Annotated in this window: 22 protein-coding genes and 1 pseudogene; 12 read left to right on the plus strand and 11 right to left on the minus strand. The window is 68.9% G+C overall.

The window, feature by feature from the left end; genetic code table 11:
• Window positions 1-43: 43 nt before the first annotated feature.
• The 6 genes from Acor_RS03705 to Acor_RS03730 all read left to right on the plus strand — a co-directional run bounded on the left by Acor_RS03705 (window position 44) and on the right by Acor_RS03730 (window position 6,063).
• Window positions 44-1,219, plus strand: coding sequence for a sensor histidine kinase (locus Acor_RS03705; protein ID WP_155335090.1), 1,176 nt, complete (start codon window positions 44-46; stop codon window positions 1,217-1,219).
• Between the two features lie 105 nt (window positions 1,220-1,324).
• Window positions 1,325-2,083, plus strand: coding sequence for a LytR/AlgR family response regulator transcription factor (locus Acor_RS03710; RefSeq protein WP_155335091.1), 759 nt, complete (start codon window positions 1,325-1,327; stop codon window positions 2,081-2,083).
• A complete protein-coding gene (locus tag Acor_RS03715) occupies window positions 2,080-2,451 on the plus strand; it encodes a hypothetical protein (RefSeq protein WP_155335092.1) in 372 nt (123 codons plus the stop codon). The genes Acor_RS03710 and Acor_RS03715 overlap by 4 nt, the downstream gene beginning before the upstream one ends.
• Entirely contained in the window at window positions 2,448-3,932 is a 1,485-nt protein-coding gene (locus tag Acor_RS03720; protein ID WP_155335093.1) for a sodium/solute symporter, read from the plus strand. Before Acor_RS03715 ends, Acor_RS03720 begins: the two co-directional genes overlap by 4 nt.
• Window positions 3,933-4,102: 170 nt before the next feature.
• Window positions 4,103-4,456, plus strand: a complete 354-nt coding sequence (locus tag Acor_RS03725; RefSeq protein WP_155335094.1) for a DUF485 domain-containing protein — start codon at window positions 4,103-4,105, stop codon at window positions 4,454-4,456.
• Window positions 4,453-6,063, plus strand: a complete 1,611-nt coding sequence (locus Acor_RS03730) for a solute symporter family protein (protein ID WP_155335095.1) — start codon at window positions 4,453-4,455, stop codon at window positions 6,061-6,063. Before Acor_RS03725 ends, Acor_RS03730 begins: the two co-directional genes overlap by 4 nt.
• A 42-nt stretch (window positions 6,064-6,105) precedes the next feature.
• Here Acor_RS03730 and Acor_RS03735 read toward each other — a convergent pair whose 3' ends face one another.
• The 4 genes from Acor_RS03735 to Acor_RS03750 all read right to left on the minus strand — a co-directional run bounded on the left by Acor_RS03735 (window position 6,106) and on the right by Acor_RS03750 (window position 11,717).
• Window positions 6,106-7,545 (minus strand): WS/DGAT/MGAT family O-acyltransferase, encoded by a 1,440-nt coding sequence (locus Acor_RS03735; protein WP_155335096.1) that lies wholly within the window; start codon window positions 7,543-7,545, stop codon window positions 6,106-6,108.
• Between the two features lie 217 nt (window positions 7,546-7,762).
• Complete coding sequence (polX, locus tag Acor_RS03740) at window positions 7,763-9,451, minus strand: DNA polymerase/3'-5' exonuclease PolX (RefSeq protein ID WP_155335097.1); 1,689 nt, start codon at window positions 9,449-9,451, stop codon at window positions 7,763-7,765.
• 5 nt (window positions 9,452-9,456) lie between these two features.
• A complete protein-coding gene (locus Acor_RS03745; protein ID WP_246238404.1) occupies window positions 9,457-10,782 on the minus strand; it encodes a phenylacetate--CoA ligase family protein in 1,326 nt (441 codons plus the stop codon).
• The gene (locus Acor_RS03750; RefSeq protein WP_155335099.1) at window positions 10,680-11,717 is read right to left on the minus strand and encodes a hypothetical protein; all 1,038 of its coding nucleotides are present in this window, start codon (window positions 11,715-11,717) and stop codon (window positions 10,680-10,682) included. The genes Acor_RS03745 and Acor_RS03750 overlap by 103 nt, the downstream gene beginning before the upstream one ends.
• A 94-nt stretch (window positions 11,718-11,811) precedes the next feature.
• Between Acor_RS03750 and Acor_RS03755 the strand changes: the two genes are divergently transcribed.
• From Acor_RS03755 to Acor_RS03770, 4 genes are all read left to right on the plus strand, one after another.
• Window positions 11,812-12,438 carry a TetR/AcrR family transcriptional regulator gene (locus Acor_RS03755; RefSeq protein ID WP_155335100.1) on the plus strand — a complete coding sequence of 209 codons (627 nt, stop codon included), beginning with the start codon at window positions 11,812-11,814 and terminating at the stop codon, window positions 12,436-12,438.
• Window positions 12,439-12,440: 2 nt separating this feature from the next.
• The gene (locus Acor_RS03760; protein WP_155335101.1) at window positions 12,441-13,388 is read left to right on the plus strand and encodes a hypothetical protein; all 948 of its coding nucleotides are present in this window, start codon (window positions 12,441-12,443) and stop codon (window positions 13,386-13,388) included.
• Between the two features lie 108 nt (window positions 13,389-13,496).
• Window positions 13,497-14,117: a DUF433 domain-containing protein gene (locus Acor_RS03765; RefSeq protein WP_155335102.1), complete on the plus strand. Its 621-nt coding sequence runs from the start codon at window positions 13,497-13,499 to the stop codon at window positions 14,115-14,117.
• Window positions 14,098-14,553: a PIN-like domain-containing protein gene (locus Acor_RS03770; RefSeq protein ID WP_155335103.1), complete on the plus strand. Its 456-nt coding sequence runs from the start codon at window positions 14,098-14,100 to the stop codon at window positions 14,551-14,553. The genes Acor_RS03765 and Acor_RS03770 overlap by 20 nt, the downstream gene beginning before the upstream one ends.
• 36 nt (window positions 14,554-14,589) lie before the next feature.
• Here the strand turns inward: Acor_RS03770 and Acor_RS03775 are convergent, their stop codons facing one another.
• Entirely contained in the window at window positions 14,590-15,564 is a 975-nt protein-coding gene (locus Acor_RS03775) for an aldo/keto reductase (protein WP_155335104.1), read from the minus strand.
• A gap of 130 nt (window positions 15,565-15,694) precedes the next feature.
• Between Acor_RS03775 and Acor_RS03780 the strand changes: the two genes are divergently transcribed.
• Window positions 15,695-15,946, plus strand: a complete 252-nt coding sequence (locus tag Acor_RS03780) for a type II toxin-antitoxin system Phd/YefM family antitoxin (protein WP_155335105.1) — start codon at window positions 15,695-15,697, stop codon at window positions 15,944-15,946.
• Window positions 15,946-16,368: a type II toxin-antitoxin system VapC family toxin gene (locus tag Acor_RS03785; RefSeq protein ID WP_155335106.1), complete on the plus strand. Its 423-nt coding sequence runs from the start codon at window positions 15,946-15,948 to the stop codon at window positions 16,366-16,368. Before Acor_RS03780 ends, Acor_RS03785 begins: the two co-directional genes overlap by 1 nt.
• Here Acor_RS03785 and Acor_RS03790 read toward each other — a convergent pair.
• The 6 genes and pseudogenes from Acor_RS03790 to Acor_RS03815 all read right to left on the minus strand — a co-directional run bounded on the left by Acor_RS03790 (window position 16,343) and on the right by Acor_RS03815 (window position 21,097).
• Window positions 16,343-16,618, minus strand: a complete 276-nt coding sequence (locus tag Acor_RS03790; RefSeq protein WP_155335107.1) for a MarR family winged helix-turn-helix transcriptional regulator — start codon at window positions 16,616-16,618, stop codon at window positions 16,343-16,345. The genes Acor_RS03785 and Acor_RS03790 overlap by 26 nt on opposite strands.
• A gap of 21 nt (window positions 16,619-16,639) precedes the next feature.
• A pseudogene (locus tag Acor_RS03795) lies at window positions 16,640-17,059 on the minus strand (hypothetical protein); the annotation flags it as partial.
• A 106-nt stretch (window positions 17,060-17,165) separates the two neighbouring features.
• Window positions 17,166-17,423: a hypothetical protein gene (locus Acor_RS03800; RefSeq protein ID WP_155335109.1), complete on the minus strand. Its 258-nt coding sequence runs from the start codon at window positions 17,421-17,423 to the stop codon at window positions 17,166-17,168.
• A 24-nt stretch (window positions 17,424-17,447) separates the two neighbouring features.
• Entirely contained in the window at window positions 17,448-17,870 is a 423-nt protein-coding gene (locus Acor_RS03805; protein WP_155335110.1) for a hypothetical protein, read from the minus strand.
• A 144-nt stretch (window positions 17,871-18,014) separates the two neighbouring features.
• Entirely contained in the window at window positions 18,015-19,898 is a 1,884-nt protein-coding gene (locus Acor_RS03810; RefSeq protein ID WP_218034114.1) for a ricin-type beta-trefoil lectin domain protein, read from the minus strand.
• 185 nt (window positions 19,899-20,083) lie between these two features.
• Complete coding sequence (locus Acor_RS03815; protein ID WP_155335111.1) at window positions 20,084-21,097, minus strand: LacI family DNA-binding transcriptional regulator; 1,014 nt, start codon at window positions 21,095-21,097, stop codon at window positions 20,084-20,086.
• Window positions 21,098-21,100 lie beyond the last annotated feature (3 nt).

A 21,100-nucleotide genomic window follows, 5' to 3' on the forward strand; every position in this document is an offset into this window, starting at 1 on the left:
CACACGTATCGGAAATGTCGGGTCCGCGAGTAGGCTCCGCGACGTGGAACCCCTGGTGGCCGTGCTGGTGCTGCTCGCGCTGGTCGGCGTCCCCGCCACCGTGCTCTGGCACATCCTGCGCGGCCGCCGCGAACTCGGCAGCGGCCCGGCCGAGCGCGCCACCTTCGAGACCCTGCACACCGCCTCCCTGGCCGCCCCCTTGCTCCGCGCCGGGCTGAGCCAGGCGGGCGTGCTCAAAGCCTCCCGCCACCTGCGCCAGCTCCTCGGCACCCCCGCCATCGCCGTCACCAACGCCGAAGAACTCCTCGTCTACGACGGCACCGGCGACCACCACGCCAGGGACGCCTTCGAGCACGCCATCGCCACCCTCAAGGACGGCCGCACCCAGGTCCTGCAACTCGACTGCGACCTGCCGGAATGCCCGATCCGGCATGCCATCGTGGTCCCCCTCACCACCGAGGACCGGGTCGTCGGCTCCCTCGCCGCCTACGGCGACCACGCCTCCGCCGGCCTGGTGCGCGCCGTCCAGGAGGTCGCCCGCTGGGTCGACTCCCAGCTGGAACTCGCCGAACTCGACCGCTCCCGCACCATGCTCATCGAAGCCGAGGTCCGCGCGCTGCGCGCCCAGATCTCCCCGCACTTCATCTACAACTCCCTCACCACCATCGCCTCCTTCGTCCGCACCGACCCGGAACGCGCCCGCGAACTCCTGATCGACTTCGCCGACTTCACCCGCTACAGCTTCCGCCGCCACGGCGAGTTCACCACCCTCTCCGAGGAACTCCACTCCATCGACCACTACCTCACCCTCGAACGCGCCCGCTTCGGCGACCAGCTCCAGGTCACCCTCCGCATCGCCCCCGAGGTCCTGGCCGTCGCCGTCCCCTTCCTCTGCCTGCAACCCCTGGTCGAGAACGCCGTACGGCACGGCCTGGAGAGCAAACCCGGCGTCGGCCGGATCACGATCATCGCCGAGGACGCCGGCGCCGACTGCGGCATCACCGTCGAGGACGACGGCCTCGGCATGGACCCGGAACGCCTGCGCCGCGTCCTGGCCGGCGAGGACCGCGCCACCGGCGTCGGCCTGGCCAACGTCGACGAACGCCTCCGCCAGGTCTACGGCAACGAATACGGCCTCATCGTGGAGACCGGCGAGGGCGCCGGCACCAAGGTCACCGTCCGCCTCCCCAAGTACCGCCCCGGCGTCAGCGCCCGTTAGCCGAGCCCGCGATCTCCCTGGGGCATACTCTCTGCTCCGTACGGGCGTTGACTTACGTAGACCGTTTCATCACTCTCTATGGAACTAAGTCATGAGGAGGCGGACATGACCGGGCTGCGGGTCATGGCGGTCGACGATGAGCAGCCCGCGCTGGAGGACCTGGCGTATCTGCTCCGCGCCGATCCGCGGATCGGTGACGTGCTCACGGCGCGGGACGGGGCGGCGGCGCTGAAGCTGCTGGACCGGGCGATGGCCGACGGGCGGCCGGTGGACGCGGTCTTCCTCGACATCCGGATGCGCGGGCTGGACGGGGTGGTGCTCGGCCGGCTGCTCACCCAGTTCTCCCGGCCGCCGAAGGTCGTGTTCGTCACCGCGTACGAAGACCACGCCGTGGACGCCTTCGAGCTGAAGGCCGAGGACTACCTGCTGAAGCCGGTGCGGCCTGACCGGCTGGCGGAGGCGATCCGGCGGGTCTGCGCCGGCAGCACCGGGGCCGTCGATCCCCGGGCCGAGCACGACGCCGACACGATTCCGGTCGAATTGGGGGGCGTGACCCGCTTCGTGACCAGCAACGAGGTCCGGTACGTGGAGGCGCGCGGCGACTATGCCCGGCTGCACACCGCGACCGGCAGCCATCTGGTCCGGATCCCGCTGGCCGCGCTGGAGGAGCGGTGGGCCTCGGCCGGGTTCCTGCGGGTGCACCGCAGCCACCTGGTCGCGGTGCGGCACATCGACGAGCTGCACATCGACTCCGGCAAGTGCGTGGTGCGGATCGGCGACACCGAGATCCCGGTCAGCCGGCGGCACACCAGGGAACTACGGGATCTGCTGGTCCGCCGGGCCCGCAAGGCCAAGTCCGAATGAGCGCCAAACCCCGGCGGGTGGTCGTCACCAGCCCGCGCACCGCCGCCGCCCGCCGGCCGCGCTACCCGGTGACGCGCGAGATCGACGAGCAGACCCAGCTCGGCGAGGTCTACATGCGCTCCCTGATCCGCACCCAGTTCCGGCTGGCGCTGTTCGTCTGCACCGTGCTGGCCTGCGTGATCGGCGGCCTGCCGCTGCTGTTCCTGCTCGTGCCCGACCTGCGCGCGGTCGAGATCGCGGGGCTGCCGCTGCCGTGGGTGGTCCTCGCCGGGCTGATATATCCGGCTTTCGTGGTCGGCGCCTGGCTCTATGTACGGCAGGCCGAAAGCAACGAACGGCACTTCGCCGAACTCGTGGAACGCGAGTGAGCGTCGCCGCGATTGCCCTGGTCGTGCTGGCGGCGGTGCTGATCGGCGCGTTCGGGATCCGGGTGTCGCGCACCACGTCGGACTTCTACGTGGCCTCGCGTACGGTGACGCCGCTCTGGAACGCCTCCGCGATCGGCGGCGAGTACCTGTCGGCGGCCTCGTTCCTGGGGATCGCGGGGCTGATCCTCACCTTCGGCGCGGACATGCTGTGGCTGCCGGTCGGCTGGACGGGCGGCTACCTGGTGCTGCTGGTGCTGGTGTCGGCGCCGCTGCGCCGGTCGGGGGCGTACACGCTGCCGGACTTCGCCGAGGCGCGGCTGGAGTCGATGGCCGTGCGGCGGATGTCCAGCGTGCTGGTGGTGCTGATCGGGTGGCTCTACCTGATGCCGCAGTTCCAGAGCGCTGGGCTGGTGTTCCGTACCATCACGGGCGCGCCCACCTGGGCGGGCGGGCTGCTGGTCGCGGTGGTGGTGGCGGTGAACGTGCTGTCGGGCGGGATGCGGTCGATCACGTTCGTGCAGGCGTTCCAGTACTGGCTGAAGCTGACCGCGCTGGCGGTGCCGCTGGTGTTCATGCTGATGGCCTGGCGGGCGAACGGCGCGCCGGGGCTGGCGGCGTCGGACCCGTGGGCGCTGCCGCTGCACGGGCGGGAGTATCCGGTCTACTCCACCTATTCGCTGATTCTGGCCACTTTCCTGGGGACGATGGGGTTGCCGCACGTGCTGGTGCGGTTCTATACGAATCCGGATGGGCGGGCGGCTCGCCGTACCACCCTGGTCGTGCTCTCGCTGCTGGGCGCCTTCTATCTGATGCCCGCCATCTACGGCTATCTGGGCCGGGTCTACCTGCCGGGCATCGACCGGCCGGACGCGATCGTGCTCACCCTGCCGAGCCATCTGGTCCCGGGCGTGGCGGGGGACCTGCTGACGGCGCTGGTGAGCGGGGGCGCGTTCGCGGCCTTCCTGTCCACCTCGTCGGGGCTGACCGTGTCCGTCGCGGGTGTGGTCGGCCAGGACATGCTGAAGATCAAGGACGGGGTGCGCGCCTTCCGGTTCGCCACCGTGCTCGCGGTGTTCGTGCCCTTCGCGCTGGCCGGGATGGCCCGCGCGCTCCCGGTCGCCGACGTGGTCGGCCTGGCGTTCGCGGTGGCCGCCTCGTCGTTCTGCCCGCTGCTGGTGCTGGGCATCTGGTGGCGGCGGCTGACCACCACCGGCGCGGTGGCGGGGCTGCTGGCCGGGGGCGGCATGGCCTGCGCCGCCGTGATGGTGACGATCATCGGCGGCCCGCACGGCGGCTGGAGCGGCGCGCTGCTGGCCCAGCCGGCCGCCTGGACGGTGCCCATCTCGTTCACCGTCATGATCGTCGTCTCGCTGCTGACCCCGTCCCGGGTGCCGCCCAACGTGGCCAGGACCATGGTCCGGCTGCACACCCCGGAGACCCTGGACGTCGATCGCGGCGACTGGCGGCCCCGCTCGTCCTGACCCGTTTTTCTGGGACCGTTCGTCGCGCATAGCGGACCATTCGGCGCAACCCGGACCCAGCTGAGCGCCACTTGGCGGCGGCTCGGCGAAGAACGCGCTCGCGCCTCTCCTCGCCGGGTACGGTCCCCTCCTACGTTGTGGGTGATCCAGATCACAGCGTTGGAGGCATCGTGACGACGCAACAACATGATTCGTCGGTATACGAAGAGATAGGAGGCTCCGAACGGTTCCAGGAACTGAAGCGCCGGTACCGCTCGTGGGCGTTCCCGATGACGGTCGCCTTCCTCGCCTGGTACCTGCTCTACGTGGTGCTGTCGGGCTTCGCCCGCGACTTCATGGGCACCAAGGTGTGGGGCAACATCAACATCGCGTTGATCTTCGGGTTGCTCCAGTTCGTGTCGACGTTCCTGATCGCCTGGGCGTACGCGCGCCACTCGGCGGCCAAGCTCGACCCGCTCGCCGACGAGCTCCGGCATGAGATCGAGGGCAACCCCGCCGCCGCGGACGGCGAGGTCAAGGCATGAGCGAGACCACCCTCTCCACGATCCTGTTCCTGCTCTTCGTGGCGGGCACGCTGGCCATCACCTTCTGGGCCAGCCGGCACACCAAGACCGCCGCGGACTACTACGCGGGCGGCCGCTCGTTCAGCGCGGCCCAGAACGGCCTGGCCATCGGCGGCGACTACATGTCGGCCGCCAGCTTCCTCGGCATCGCGGGCATCATCGCGCTGTCCGGCTACGACGGCTTCCTCTACTCGATCGGGTTCCTGGTCGCCTGGCTGGTGGCGCTGCTGCTGGTCGCCGAGCTGATGCGGAACTCCGGCAAGTTCACCATGGCCGACGTGCTCGCCTTCCGGATGAGCCCCCGGCCGGTGCGGACCGCGGCCGGCGTCTCCACCATCGTGGTGAGCATCTTCTACCTGCTCGCCCAGATGGTCGGCGCGGGCGCCCTGGTCGGCCTGCTGCTCGGCATCACCTCCCCGGCGGGCAAGGCCCTCACCATCGTCGGCGTCGGCCTCCTCATGATCGTGTACGTGGTCGTCGGCGGCATGAAGGGCACCACCTGGGTCCAGATCGTCAAGGCGATCCTGCTCATGGGCGGCGCCACCCTGGTCACCCTGCTGGTGCTGGGGCACTACGGCTTCAATCTGTCCGGCCTGCTCGGCGACGCCGCCACGCAGAGCGGCAAGGGCGCCTCGTTCCTGGAGCCCGGCCTCAAGTACGGCACCGAGGCCCAGGGCCTGGCCGGCAAGATCGACCTGATCAGCCTCGGCCTCGCCCTCGTGCTCGGCACCGCCGGACTCCCGCACATCCTGATCCGCTTCTACACGGTTCCCACCGCGAAGGACGCCCGCAAGTCGGTCCTCTGGGGCATCGGCATCATCGGCACCTTCTACCTGCTCACGCTCGTGCTGGGCTTCGGCGCCGCGGCCCTCGTCGGAAGCAAGGCCATCTCCGAGCAGAACGCGGCGGGCAATACGGCCGCGCCACAGCTCGCGAAGGCGGTCGGCAACCTGATCTTCGGCGATGTCGGCGGCACGATCCTGCTCGCGGTGATCGCCGCGGTCGCGTTCGCCACCATCCTCGCGGTGGTCGCGGGCCTCACGCTGGCCTCCTCGTCGAGCTTCGCGCACGACCTGTACGCCCACGTGTTCCGGCGCGGCAACGCGACAGAGAAGGAGGAGCTCCTGATGGCCAGGGTCGCCGCCTTCGCGATCGGCGCGGTCGCCATCGGCCTCGGCATCCTGGCGCAGAGCCTCAACGTGGCCTTCCTGGTCGCGCTGGCCTTCGCGGTCGCCGCCTCGGGCAACCTGCCCGCGATCCTCTACAGCCTGTTCTGGAAGAGGTTCAACACGGCCGGCGCGGTCTCGGCGATCTACGGCGGCCTGGTCTCCGCGGTCGTCCTGGTCATCTTCTCGCCGGTGGTGTCGGGTTCCGCGACCGCCATGTTCCCGGACGCGAACTTCGCCTGGTTCCCGCTGCAGAACCCGGGCATCGTCTCCATCCCGATCGGCTTCCTGGCCGGCTGGCTGGGCACGGTGCTCAGCGAGGAGCACAACGCGGCCAAGTTCGCCGAGATCGAGGTCCGCTCGCTGACCGGCGTCGGCGCCGAGAAGGCGACCGACCACTGATCGAGGTCTAGCTGACCCAAGGCGCCGTGCGGATGGCCGATTTCATCCGCACGGCGCCTCGCTCTTGTTCTCGACGTCGGCCAGCTTGACCAGCTCTGTCACACCTTCGCGGAGATGGTCCATGATCTGCCACACGTCCGGCACCCGCGCCGGGCAGGCGACGACGCCGAAGCCGAGGCTCCCGTCGTAGGACAGGCAGGTGATGCTCAGCCCGCCGGTCAGGTCCGACAGCACGGACATCGGGTAGTACGCCAGCAGCCGCGCCCCGCCCAGGTAGAGCGGCACCTGCGGCCCCGGCACGTTGGAGACGATCAGGTTGACCCCGGGCGCGACCCTCCCGGCCAGCCGGAACACCGCGGGCGTGGCCCTGGCCAGCGCCGCGGGCATCATCGTGCAGAGGTCGTTCAGCCAGGTCGTGCGGGACACCGCGAAGCGCCGCTTGGCGGCGCTCATGGTCGTCCGGACGGCCGCCAGCCGGGCCCTGGGGTCGGCCACGTCGGTGGCCAGCGGGGTGATCATCGCCGAGATCTGGTTGCCGATTCCGTCCACGGCCGCGGGCGTGCGGATGGAGACCGGGACGGCCGCGATCAGCGGCTGCGCCGGCAGCGCCCCGCGCTCGTCCAGCCAGCTCCGCAGCGCCGACGCGCACACCGTCATGACCACGTCGTTGACGCTCATCCCGAACGTCTTGGCGACGTACTTGAGGTCGGTCAGCGCGACGGAACCGTAGGCGAAGCCGCGGCGGCTGGACACCGGGCCGTTCAGGGGCGTGCGCGGCGCGGCCAGGGAAGGCAGGTCGGGGACTGGTTTGTCCCCCATCAGCGAGCGGGCGGCGCGGGCGATCCGGCGGGCCCCCGGCAGCGTGGACGCCACCGGGATCGCGTCCAGGTCGGCGATCGCCCTGGTCAGCGAGCGCAGCGAGGCCATCGGCTGGGCCAGCGTGCGGTTGAACGCGTTGCCCAGCATCTCCCTCACGTCGGGCGCGGTGGTCGGGGCGGTGGGCGGCGCCGGTTCGACCCGGCGCGGTTCCGGCGAGACGTCCAGGAACGAGCCCATGATCTCCGTGCCGGAGATCCCGTCCACGGCGGCGTGATGCACCTTCGTGTAGACCGCGACCCGGCCCTCGCCGAGGCCGTGGATCAGGTGCATCTCCCACAGCGGCCGCGACCGGTCCAGCAGCCGCGCGTGGATCTCCGCCACATGCGCCGCCAGGTCGTCCGCGCCGGGCACCGTGGACTCGTACACGTGGTCGGCCACATCGAAGTCCGGATCCTCGGTCCAGTACGGCCGATCCAGCCCGAACGGCACATCGGCCAGCCGCATCCGCAGCGGCGGGGCCAGATGCAGCCGCTCCCGCAGCAGTTCGATCAGGCTCGCCCGGGTGATGGTCCCGTCCAGCACGGCCAGTCCCGCGACATGCGCCGCCGTGGTGGCCGACTCTCCGCTCAGGAACTGCGCGTCGAGCGCCGTCAGCTGACGCATGGGCTTTTCCTCCCTGTTGACCCTGGTGGCTCTACCCAGAGTGACCATCTTCCTCGTGATCGGTTACCAGGGCATTTCCCCGACGTCTCCGGGAGATTCTGGCAGCAGCCAGACAATGGACATGCCGTTGCCAGTCGTTGACAAGAACCCCCCGGCACCCCCTACCTGGCGATTCACCACAGACCTGCCCGGATGGTGACATTTCGCTATTCGATGATCACGGGCGTCCGAGGAAAGTCAGCAGCCGCTCCAGCGGCCAGGTGTTGATGACGTCGTCGGTGGTCAGCCAGGCGCGCTGGGCGATGCCGACGCCGAAACGCTGGTGGGCCAGGTGCGGGATGGCGTGCGAGTCGCTGTCGATGGAGAACTTGACGCCGTGGTGGCGGGCCAGCCGGACCAGGTCGGAGGGGAGGTCGGCGCGGTCGGGGTAGGAGTCGATCTCCATGGCGGTGCCGGTGCGGGCGGCGGCGCGGAAGACGGCCTCCCAGTCGGCGTCCACGGGCTCCCGTTTGCCGATCTTGCGGGTGGTGGGGTGGCCGATGATGTGCACGCCCGGGTTCTCGCAGGCCGCGATGAAGCGGCGGGTCATCTCCTCGCGAGACTGGCCGAAGTGCGAGTGCACGGAGGCGACCCGCACGTCGAAGCCCTCCAGCACGTCCAGCGGCCAGTCCACGGAGCCGTCGGGGGCGATGTTCAACTCCGTCCCCTGCAACAGCCGCATGTCCGGATATTTCGCCTGAAGGGCGGCTATTTGGGCGCGCTGTTCGAGGGCCTTGTCCAGGGTCATCCGCTGCATGACCAGGTCGGGGGCGTGGTCGGTGATCGCGTAGTAGGCGTAGCCGCGGGCCGCGGCGGCGGCGACCATGTCCTCCAGCGAGGCGATTCCGTCGGTCAGGTTGGTGTGGGTGTGCAGGTCGCCCTTGAGGTCGTCCAGGGTGACCAGCTCGGGCAGCTCGCCGCGCAGGGCCGCCTTGATCTCGCCGCCGTCCTCGCGCAATGGAGGCGGCACCCACCGCATGCCCAGCGCCGCGTAGATGTCCTCCTCGGACGCCGCCGCGATCACCTGGTCGTCGGCGTCGAAGAGGCCGTATTCGGAGAGCTTCCAGCCCTTCTTCACGGCCATCTCGCGGATGTGGACGTTGTGCTCCTTCGACCCGGTGAAGTAGACGAGCGCCGCGCCCCACGACTCGGCCGGGACCACCCGGAGATCCACCTGAATGCCGCGATCGGTGCGGACCGAGGTCTTCCGCTCCCCGGCGGCGATCACCTCCGTCACGTACGGCTGGCCGCTGAACACCTCCATCAGCGAGACCGGGCCGACGGCCAGGATGTCGATGTCGCCGATCGTCTCGCGCATCCGCCGCAGCGACCCCGCGTACGCGATCCGCTCGGCCGGCAGCGACGCGATGACCTTCTCGGCCAGGTCCGTCGCCACCCCGAGATGCACCCGCCGCCCGGACTGCTCCATCTGCTCGATGCCCTTGAGCAGGTTCTCCTCGGTCTTCGCGCCGAACCCGCGGACGCCGGTCAGCCGGTCGGACCTGATCGCCTCCGCCAGCGCCTCAGGCGAGTCGACGCCCAGCTCCTGGAACAGGAACAGCGCCTTCTTCGGGCCGAGCGAAGGGATTCTGGTGAGTCGGCGCACGCCGTCCGGCACCTTGCCGCGCAGGTCGTCGAGCTGCCGGAAACTGCCACGGGCCAGGAACTCCTCGACCTTCTTCGCGATCGCCTCACCGACGCCCGGGATCTGCCGCACCGGCGTGGTGCGCAGGTCCTCCGGGTGCCCGGCGATCGACTTCGCGGCTTTCTGGTAGCTGCGCACCCGGAACGCGTCCCCGCCGTTCAGCGCGAACAGCTCCGCGTATTCCTCCAGCGCCGCCGCGGCCTCATCATTCGCCCGTGCCATGCCGATCAGCGTACATACCTGTGCTTCACCCCGGGCGGGAAGTGCGCCGGGTCGCCGTACGGGCGGAGCGTGACCATCGGCGCCTGCCGGTCCGGGGGGACATAATTGGCGAACTCGCTGTTGAGCCGCTTGAGGGCGGTCAGCACCGACCGGGACACGCGCGCCGCGAGTTCGGGGGTGCCGGCCACTCCCGACGCGAGTTCCACGGTCACCTGGAGGCCCTTCGCGCCCTCCGGGGCGGCGAGCACGAACTTGCCCGTCACGGCGTCGCACACCTCCGGCTGTTCCAGGCCGACGATGACGTTCTCCGGGAACACGTTCGCGCCGTAGTAGGAGACCACGAACAGGCTGCGGCCGAAGACGTACACGAAGGGCAGTTCCGGGCCTTGCGCCGCCGGGCGGAAGCCGAAGCGGGCCAGGTAGCCGAGCATGCCCTTGTGCGAGATCAGGCCGCCCTCGTCGGCGATGTGGTAGCGGATGAGCGGGATGCCGTTGTCGCCGGTGAACAGGAGGGTGCCCTCGTGCTCCTCGAAGAAGCGGACGTCCGGGTCGTACTGGACCAGGGTGGGGAGGCGGGACGCGCCGAACAGCTCCTTGGCGGCGTCCGGGCGTCCGGCCAGGAAACGGCGGATCTCGATGGAGAGGGGGGTTTCGTTCCCCAGCACGCCCGCGTCGGCGGTGCCGTACAGCGAGGCGGTGCCGGTCAGCGGATCGGCGATCCCCGCCCGTGCGGCCACCAGGGTCCGCCACTCCTCGCTGAACACCTCGCCGGCGGTGACGATCTTGATCTGGTACGAGGGCCACGGCACGCCCGGCGTGTCGATCACGTCCTTCAGGAACGGCGGGTAGCCCAGCAGGACGACCTGCTCGAAGTGGGGCGCCAGCTTCGGGAGCACCCGCAGGATCTCGCCCTTGTTGTTCCCCGGTGCGACCACCGTGACCGGAAAGCCCCGATCGGCCAGCTGCCGTACGCACGCGAGCGTGAACAGCCCGCCCACCCAGGTCCCCAGCGAGAAGCACACCACCGCCAGCGTGCGCCGCCGATCCGCCCCGAACGCCCGGAAGACCTCAGCGAAGCGCTCCGCGATGACCTGCTCGTCCGAGGTCGACCGCGCCCAGAACGCGGGCTCCCCGCTGGACCCCGACGACACCGCGATCATGTCCCCGACCACGCCGTCCCGGCACAACTCCGGCAGCGGATAACGCAGCACGTAGTTGTCCTTGTCCGTCATGGGCACATCGCGGAAATCCCGCACCGCCGCCGCGTCCACCCCGCGCTCGCCCAGGAACGCCGCGTACGCCGGAACCCGCTCGGCAACCTGCCGAAACAACTCAATAGGCACCACGCGCCGACTTTACGGCCATCACCCCGGTAACGGGGACACCCGGGCTCGTGTGAGTTCTCCGGGTCATGACGATCTCGGCTGGTATTCGATCGTCCGGGGGTGCCGTCACGCAGATGTCGAAGTCGGAGTGGCTGAGGATGATCAGATGCCCCGGCCCGCTGGCGACCAGTCCGTTCTGCTGCGCCTGCTCCAGGAGGCCGTCCTCGAACGGGTCCGGCTGGTCGTCGCTGATGTACTCGTAGGACTCCATCGGCGACGTTCGCGAACCGGTCGCCCTGGCGGGCCGCGCAGAAGAAGGCGTCGGTTCCGGTGTGGGCCTTCGGCTCGTCGCACTGCCTGGGGGCGACGAAGCCCGACAGCAGGTCGGCGGAGGGCAGCGCCACCAGCAGGGCGAACGTCACCAGGCCCGCTCTGCCCCGCCGGAAGCCGCGGGAGAGCAGGACGCGCCTGATCCGGTGTCTCGGGCGCCGGACCGCCGCGAAGACGCACAGCGCGGCCAGCGTCGGGGCGAGGTCCGGGCCGAGGAAGAAGACCAGGCCCTCGAACCCGCCCCACGATTCGACGCAGCCCCGGTCGTACGCCATGTCCACCGCGAAGGCCGCCAGGGTCTGGCCGTACACGACCAGAAGGAGCGCGCCCAGCACGCGGGCGACGATCCGGCCGATTCTCGGGCGTCCCAGTCGCGTGGTGAGCCAGTGCGCGAGGAACGCGAGGATGACGGCCGGCGCTCCGGCGTACCAGGTGATCGGCAGCCAGGGGTTGATCGTCCACCACAGTTCCATCGTCGCGAAGGAGAACTCGCGTCCCGGGCAGAGCCCGAAACTGAACAGGGCGATGCCGTTTCCGGCAGGGAGAGCAGGTAGGCCTGACCTGCGGAGCAGACGGCCAGGGCGGCAGCCCACCATAAACGTGATCTCCATGACATGAGGCGACAACTTAGCCGCCTCCTCCAACAGACTCGCCAAAGATGAACTCGGTTTGCTTTTGAACCGGATTTGCTTTTAGGCTGCGCGGGTGACCGGACTGAGGGAACGCAAGAAGGAGCAGACCAGGCGGCGGATCGCCGAGGTGGCGCTGCGCCTGTTCGCCGAGCGTGGCTACGACGCCGTCACGGTCAACGAGATCGCGGCCACCGCCGAGGTGGCCAAGGTGACCTTGTTCAAGTACTTCCCGACCAAGGAGTCGCTTGTTCTCGAAGGGGTGGCCGAAGAAGATCTCGCCCAGATCGTGTCCGCCCGCCCGGCCGGGCAGTCTCCGCTCGCCGCCCTGCGCGCCCACTACCTGGCGACCGCTCCCGATGATTGTCCCGATGAGGAGCCCCGGGATGAGCAGGCCCGGGAGGCGCTCATCACGCGAATGGGCGTGATCTTCGACAATCCCGCGCTCTCCGCCGCCGCCGGCGAACTGCTCCACCGCCAGCGCCAGGAACTGGCCCGAGTGCTCGCCCACGACCACGACGAGCTGACCGCCGCCCTGATGGCGGCCCAGATCACCGCCACCATCCTGACCGTCCAGGAGACGTTCTACCGCCGCCTGGTGGCGGGCGCCTCGCTCGCCGACGCCGGGCTCCGGCTCGGCTCCGATGTTCGGCTCGCCTTCGACCTGCTGGAAAACGGCATAGACCCATCGAAAGGACGGTGACCATGCGCTCCCGGGGGATCAACTACGACACCGGCTTCCTGCCCGGCGACCGGACCAGCCGCAGGCACTTCGACCGGCGGACCGTGCGGCGCGACATCGACGCCATCGCGGGCGAACTCCACTGCGACGCCGTCCGCATCTCCGGCGGCGACCCCGACCGCCTCACCATCGCCGCCGAAATCGCGGCCGCCGCGGGCCTCGAAATCTGGTTCGCCCCGTTCCCCGTGGACCTCGGGCCCGGCGAGATGCTGTCCCTGTTCGCGGACTGCGCCCAGCGCGCCGAATCCCTCAGCCGGTCCGGGGCCACGATCTCCTTCGTCACCGGCTGCGAGATCAGCGCCTTCGGCAGCGGCTTCATCCCCGGCACGACCTTCATGGATCGCATGGAGATCATGGCCGGCGCCGACATCGCCTGGTGGCAGTCGTTAGGCCCGATCATGGAAACCCTCAACACGTTCCTGGCCCAGGCCGCCGCGACCGCCCGCTCCCACTTCAACGGGCCTATCACGTACGCGTCGGCTCCCTGGGAGTTCGTCGACTGGACGCACTATGACGTGGTGGGCCTGGACGCGTACCGAGCCGCCTACAACGCAGAAACCTTCGCGGCCGACCTGCGCGCCCAGCACGAGCACGGCAAGCCGATCGCCGTCCTGGAATTCGGCACCTGCGCCTACCAGGGCGCCTCCCAGCTGGGCGGCATGGCCTGGCAGCCCCCCGCCGACGCCGTCCCCGACGAGTCGGAACAGGTCACCTACTACACCGACCTCATGACCATCTTCGACCAGGAATCCATCGACACGGCCCTGTGGTTCACCTTCGCGGCCTTCACCCGCCCCAACGAAGCCGACCTCGCCTCCTACGGCGTCGTCAAAATGCTCAACGAAACCGAATGGCACCCCAAGGCCCTGTTCCACGCGATGTCCAAGTACAACAAGTCCCGCCAAACCTGACCAACCGGTTACGGCGAGCGAATGGAACAGATGTTTGCGATGATGAACGCGGACGGATCAGCTCAGGGGAGGTGAAGCGGTGTCTACAGCCCGAAGCTCGCGGCGGCGTTGTCGGGTGCCACGCTTCGGCAACTCGCCCACTGGCGCAAGGCCACGAATCGGGGCGCCGTGCTGGCGCCGGAGGTTTCCGCGACCAGGCCGGTGCTGTACTTCTTCCGGGACCTGATCGCGCTGCGCACCTGCGTGAAACTCCGCAGCGACACGTCGCTGCAGAAGATCCGGCGCGCACTGGACACACTCCGGGACGATCTGGGGGAGCGCGAGCATCTGTCGGAGTACCAGTTCGTGACCGACGAATCGACGATCTATCTGGTCGAGCCGGAGCAGGCGGCCGACCTGGTCCGAAACAGGAGCAACCTCGTCATCTACCAACTGGTGGATGTCCTGCGGCCGTTCTACCGTGACGGGCGGCACATCCCCGACCTGCTCCGTCCGCGCGACCATGTCACCGTCGATCCCGGGGTCAGGGGTGGCATCCCCGTGATCGAGGGCGCCCGCGTCCCGTACGACGACGTCGCGGCCCTACTACGAGACGGCGTGCCACCCGAGCGGGTCTCCGATTACTACCCCAGCGTGTCGGGGAAGGCCGCGCTCGACGCCGCGGATTTCGCTGACTACGTCGACAGCTACGAACCCCGCAAGGAGCAGCGTGAGGCTGCTGCTGGATGAGAATGTCCCCCGGCCACTGCACCAGATACTGACCACCTTCATCCTGGACCAGGAGATCGTGCACCTGCTGGACATGCCCGGTTGGTCGGGAACCCGGGATGAGAAGCTCTACCCGCGAGCCGCGGCTGACGGTTTCCATGCGGTGCTCACCAACGATGGCCGCCAGATGGAGCGTCCACGCGAGGTGGCCGCTATCGCCGCATTCGGGCTCCATCGGATCGAGTACCCGCACAAACACCCCGGTCTCGTCGGAATGGGAATCGCGATCGCCACGGTGGCCGCCGCCCTGCCCGCCGCCTTGGCGCTCCTCGAAACCGCGGACCGCCAGCGGTTGATCACCCTGCGGGCCGTCGATCCGACTGCGGCGGCCCGATTGCGGGTCGTTGATCCGGCGTGCGCTCCGCCGAAACACTGGCCAGACACATCGCAGCCCTGAGGGGGCTCATGCGCCGCCAGCGGAACCGGACGCCGGTCAGAAGGAGAGCGGACGCGGCTGGTACGGCTCCGCCAGTGCGCTCAGTTCCCCTTCCGACAAGTCGAGGTTCACGGCGGCGACTGCGTCGTCGACGTGGTGGCCCTTGGTCGCGCCAATGATGGGAGCTGTCATGCCCGGCTGGTGGAGCAGCCACGCGAGGGACAGCGTCGCCGGGGTCACCCCGCGTTCGGCCGCGAGTTCGGCCACCTTGGCGAGGATCTCGGCGTCGGCCGGGCCGCCGTAGAGTTGCTGCTGGCGTGGGCCGTCGCCGACCTGGCGGGTGGTGTCCTGCTCGGTGCCCGCGCGGGCGAGCAGGCCACGCGCCAGCGGGCTCCACGGGATGAGACCGACGCCCTGATCGAGGCAGAGCGGGTTCATCTCCCGTTCGTCCTCGCGGTAGAGCAGGTTGTAGTGACCCTGCATGCTGACGAACTTCGTCCACCCGTGCTTCTCGGCGACATGCTGGGCCTTCGCGAAGCGCCATGCCGTCATCGACGAAGCTCCGATGTAACGGGCCTTGCCGGACTTGACGACGTCGTGCAGCGCTTCCATGGTCTCTTCGATGGGCGTCTCCTCATCCCACCGGTGGATCTGGTAGAGGTCGACATAGTCGGTCCCGAGACGACCGAGCGAGGCGTCGATCGCGGCCATGATGTGCTTCCGCGAAAGCCCGCTGTCGTTGATCCCCTTCTCCACCGGGAAAAAGACCTTCGTCGCCAGGACGTAGTCCTCCCGCCGGGCGAAGATCTTCCGCAGCAGGTTCCCGGTCACCACCTCACTCGCCCCGGCGCTGTACACATCGGCGGTGTCGAAGAACGTCACCCCTCCATCAGCGGCCTTCCGAACGATGGGCTCAGCCTGCCCCTCCGGCAAGACCCACCCGTCGTTCTTGCCGGGCTCCCCGTAACTCATCATCCCAAGACAGATCTTGCTGACTTTCAGGCCTGTACGACCAAGCCGGGCGTGTTCCATGCATCCGACCCTATCGAGAGCCAGATTGGGCATGAGGCGGGTTCAGGCGGTCGGGCCGGCCGTCGTGTAATCTCAGTCTAGACAGACTAGACAGGTTAGACGTGGGGGCAAGGCCGACAGGGTGGGACTTATGGGTGGGTGGCAGGTCCAGGAGGCCAAGCAGCGGTTCAGCGAGGTTGTTCGCCGCGCGGTCAGTGAAGGCCCACAGGTGGTGACGCGACACGGGGAGGAGGTCGCCGTGGTAGTCGACATCGCCGAATATCGGCGGCTCACGGGGGGTGCGCCCGATTTTCGGAGGTTTCTTCTCGCGGAGCCTGACTGGGCGGATGATGTCGAGTTTCCGCGGGATCGGGATCTTCCCCGAGAGGTGGATTTCGACTGATGAGCGTGGGCTATTTGCTTGACACGAACGTAGTGTCCGAGGTGAGGAAGCGAAACGGCAATCTCTTTGTCAGGGAGTGGTTGGATCTGGTGCCCGGGCCGATCCTCTACCTCAGTAGCCTGACGGTTGGTGAGATCCGCCGCGGGGTGGAGCTTCGTCGTCGAAAGGACCCGGCACAGGCCATGGTCCTGGAGACCTGGCTGCACATGCTTCGCCGGGAGTTCAGCGACCGCATCATTCCCCTCACGTCAGATGTCGCGGAGGAGTGGGGGAGACTAAGCGCCATCCGGCCGCTGCCCACGGTGGACGGCATGATCGCGGCGACCGCCAGGGTGAACGGCTGGACCCTGGTGAGCAGAAACACCAAAGACTTCGAGGGGATAGGACTGTCCGTCCTCAATCCATTCGAACCGTTGCGATAGCGGAATCGGTTTCGACTGTTCGGGCCAATGTGCTGGCGGCGGCTCGCTCGGTGCCGGCGGCAGTGAGGGAGACCAGCATCACGCGGCTGTGGTCGGGGGAGGCACGGCGCTGGACCAGGCCTTTGCTTTCGAGGTTTTTGACGATGCCGGTCATGGTCTGAGAGGTGACGAGGGCTTCGCGGGAGAGCTGGGTGCACGACTTGGCGGAGCCGTCCGAGAGGTAGCGACGCTGACGAAAATGTTCGCGCAGGAAGGCCGCCGAGAGGAGGCGTCAGCTTAGCGATAACCGCCGCAGTGTCCCATTTGACTTGACACATACCGGCCCGAGGGTCAGCAGCGCGCGGATCAGCTTCAGGCTGCCGCTCACCAGGTCCGCCGCCTGGCCGAGCACGCCCGCCACCCAGCCGGTGGAGACACTCGCGCCGGTCACATCCGCGATCAGCCGTGCACATCGCTCAACCGGGATGTGCTGGAAGACCAGGAGGTAAACCGCCAGCGCGCGCAAGTTGGGCCCGCAGGAAGTCGGCGAGCCGGCCACCCGCGCGGGCATCGCCGCCCGGCTCGTCGTTCCGCACACGCACCGGCACCGATGCGCCCGATGTTCGGTCACCGTCACGCTGACCAGGGGAATGTCCCACACCTGGCGGCGCTCGAACCCGGCACTGTCGGCCAGGCCCAACCCGGCCCCGCACCCATCACACGATACGACGGACGCCCGTCACCGGCCTGCACCCGAAGATCATCCCACGGCCAGCGAACCGCTCACGCCTTACGCAATCTTGGACCCTGATGAATGCTTACAGGTTGGGGGTGTTGTCGTAGTGGAGCCAGATCTTGCCCTGCAGGTTCTGGTGCTCGCCGATTTGCAGGGTGCCACCGCTCGCCTGCGCCGGAGCGGCGGTCAGGCCGGCAGCACGGTCATCGCGGCAAGGGCAAATCCGATCGCGGCGCGCCGCAGATTGCTCGACATGGTCTTCCTCCGTATGAGATCGCTCCGGGCGTGCCGCCCAGGCATCTCTACGGCGTGACATCGCGTTCCAGGCGAACTGGAACACCCAGGTACACCATGGAACAAGCGTTCAGGAGTTCTTCCAGAACTGGAACAAATAGTCTTCTGGGTAGTTGGGGTCTTCGGTTGGGCGGCGGTGGGCGAGGACGTTCCAGACGGTGTCGGCCTCGCCGAGGAGCAGGTGGGCGGCCTGGGTGCCGAACAAGGCGTCGCTGACGCAGATTTCGCCGAATTCGGAGAGTAGCTGGGTGGCGATGGGGTCGTCGTTCCAGTCGTCGGGGTCCACCGGGTCGGGAGGTTCGGTCCAGAGTTCCAGTTTTACTGTCGCGTACATGCCGGAGGTGAATCCGAGGATGAGGGCGCAGTTGTCCATCGTCTCGAGCCACGTGTCGCCGGGGAACTCGCTGACGTCGAAATAGGTGCCGACGTCGTGGATGAAGAACTGGCCGTAGTCCAGCGCGACGCTGTCCTCGGCGCTCTCTTGTAGCGGCATGGCGTTCCTCGGGGTGAAGTCCGAAGGCCCACAGAACTGGACTTGGGGGACGATCGTGCCGCATTGCGTGATCAATTGCGTAACTTCGCGGGACATGGCGAGGGTGCAGGTCCCCCCCGAGGGACCTGCACCCTGGTTCGTGGGTCAGGAGAGGTTCCACTGCTGGTTGGCGGCGCCGGTGCAGGTCCAGATCTGCAGGCGGGCGCCGTCGGCGCTGGAGTTGCCGGTGACGTCGAGGCACTTGCCGGAGGCGGGGTTGGTCAGGTCGCGGCCCGCGGTGTAGGTCCACTGCTGGTTCGCCGCGCCGGTGCAGGTCCAGAGCTGGGCCTGGGTGCCGTTGGCGGTGCCGTGGGCGGTCAGGTCGAGGCACTTGCCGAGGGCGCGCAGGGTGCCGTCGCCGGGGCGGGTCCACTGCTGGGCGGCGGTGCCGTTGCAGGTGTAGAGCTGCACGGCCGCGCCGTCGGCGCTGCTGGCGCCCGCGATGTCGACGCACTTGCCGGCCAGGCCGGTGATGGGGGTGCCGCCTCCGCCGGGGTTGCCGGAGCCGGGCGTGCCGGACCAGGTGAAGGTCGCGGTGGTACGGCCGGGCAAGCTGTAGACGAAGGACTGGTTGCCCCAGTTCACTCGTACCGACTGGGCTGAGGTGCCGCCGTTGTGGGCGATCAGCGCCTTGGAGCCGTCGGGGTTGCGCCAGGCGAGGTTCTGGACGGTGCCGTTGGCGGTGGAGTCGATCCGGAACGCGCCGGGTTTGACGAACTTGGAGAGGTGGCCGGTGGTGTAGTACTCGATCGTGTAGTCGATCTGGCCGGCCCGGGCGCCGCCCTCCTGGACGGTGATGAGGCCGGTGCAGGTGTCGCAGCCGCCGTTGTGCGGGCCGCGGGACTGGTTCAGGGCCAGGCTCCACTTGACCAGGCTGCCGCTCCAGTTGCGGGCGTAGTTGACGATGTCGTTCAGGTCCTCGTTGTGCTGGTTGCCGACCCAGGTCCCGCCGGAGTGCTCGGTGCTGAACTGTTTCACGGCGGGGAACTGGTTGTGGACCTGGGTGCCGACGGCGGGGTCGCCGAAGTAGCCGTGCCAGGCGATGCCGCCGAAGAGCGGGTCGTTGCGTACGGCGGCGTCGTTGAGCACGCCCGAGCCCATGCTGGCGTAGTCGCCGTAGTTCCAGTCGTGGATGAGCACCTTGGTGGTGATGCCGGCCGCCCGGAACGCGGGGTAGACGTGGTTCTTGGTGAACTCGGCCAGGCCGGAGGAGTTCCAGCTCATGCCGGGGTAGTTCATCGCGGTGGGGTTGCCCGACTGGCAGCAGTTGGGCTCGTTCTGCACGGAGATGTAGTTCACCGGCACCCCGGCGGCCTGGTAGCTCTGGATGTACTTGACCAGGTACTGGGCGTACATGGGGTAGTACTCGAACTTGAGCCAGCCCATCTGGTCCATCCGGCCGTTGTCCTTCATCCAACCCGGAGCGCTCCACGGCACGCCCTTGACCCGGAGCGCCGGGTTGAGCGACCTGGCCTGCGCGGTCAGCAGCCGGACGTTCGTGTCGTACCCGTTGGCGCCGAAGTCGTTGAGGTTGCAGCAGGTGTCGTCGAGGGACACGTTGCCGGGCCTGGACAGGTCGGACGCGCCGATCGGGTTGCGGACGAAGGACAGCCCGATGCCGTCGGTGGGGGAGAACAGCTTGCGCATCGCATCGTCGCGGGTGGCGGCGCTCACCGGGCCGCCGCGCAGCAGGTAGGCGGTGGTGTCGGTGATCGACGCGCCGGCGCCCTCGAACTGCTGGTAGGTGGTGGCCTCGTTGACGGTGATGGTGTGGTTCGCGCTGCCGCCCGCGGGGCCGAAGGCGATGGCGGTCTGCTGCTGCAGGCCGCGGGTGACGGTCCGGCCGCCGGAGTCGGAGGTGGTGGTGAGCCAGATGTTCACCTGCTCATTGGCGGCGAAGGCGGGCGAGGCGGTCACAGGCCCGGCGACCCAGACGGCGCAGGCGAGGGCGACGCCGAGCGTGACGGCCCTGCGAGAGGGACGGGACACAGGAGGAATCCTTTCGCGACAGGCTCCGACAGGCCGGGAACTGTCGGCGTAACAAATGAAACAAGGCTTGAAACATGTCTTGTTGGAGAAGGACAACATGTGTGGAACGTGGTGTCAAGGCCCGCAAATGTCGCATTCAACCGGCCCGCGGAAGCCGCGGCGCCGGGTGAAACAAAATGAAACAACTAGGCGGCGGGGCCGGTGGAGCCGCGGATGATGAGCTCGGTTCCCAGCGAGACGTGCAGGGCTTCCAGGGTGTGCCGGTCCAGCAGCCGCATCAGCAGCGTGACCGCCATCCGGCCCATCTCCTGGAGCGGCTGCCGCACGGTGGTCAGCATCGGGCGGCTGGCGCGGCTCACGTCGATGTCGTCGAAACCCGCCACCGAGAGGTCGCCGGGGACGCTGAGGCCGCGCTCGGCCGCCGCCCACAGCGCGCCGACGGCCATCTTGTCGTTGAACCCGACCAGCGCGGTCGGCCGCTCGGGCAGGTCCAGCAGGTCGCAGGCGGCCCGGTAGCCGTTCTCGGTGTTCGGCTCCACCACGCTGCGGAGCAGCCCGCTGGCCGGGAGGACCCCCGCGTCGGCCAGCGAGGCGGCGTATCCGGCCAGCCGGGCGTCGCTGGCCAGCCAGTCCCGGGGGCCGCCGATGACGCCGACCCGGCGATGCCCGAGCTCCACCAGGTGGGACATGAGCTTGCGCGCCCCGGCGAAGTGGGCGGCGGAGACGGCGACGATGTCCTTGGGCGGGGAGGTGCGCGGGTCGATCACCACGAACGGGAACTGGCGGTCGCGGAGCCGGACGAGTTCTTCGGTGGGCTCCGGCGGCAGGATGAGGATCGCGCCCGCGATGTCGGGCCGGTCGCCGAGCGTCGGCAGCACGGCCGTGCGCTGCGCCGCCTCGCCCGCGCCGAGGATCACCTGGCGGCCGTGCAGCTCCACCGTCTCGGCGACCGAGGAGACGATCAGGCCGAAGTAGTCGGTCAGCAGATACGGGCAGCGGACGTAGATCCCGCCCGGGACGGCGCTGCGCCGCCGGGGCGCCTGGTCGCCGAGCCGGCCCACCGCGCGGAGCACGAGTTCCCGGGTGTGCGGGGCGACGTTGGCCTGCCCGTTGAGCACCCGGGAGACGGTCGCGATGGACAGGCCCGTCTCGGCCGCGACGTCCCGGACCGTCGCCCGCGTCCCCGCCGATCTGGCCACCGC

The organism is Acrocarpospora corrugata (assembly GCF_009687845.1).
Classification (GTDB): domain Bacteria; phylum Actinomycetota; class Actinomycetes; order Streptosporangiales; family Streptosporangiaceae; genus Acrocarpospora; species Acrocarpospora corrugata.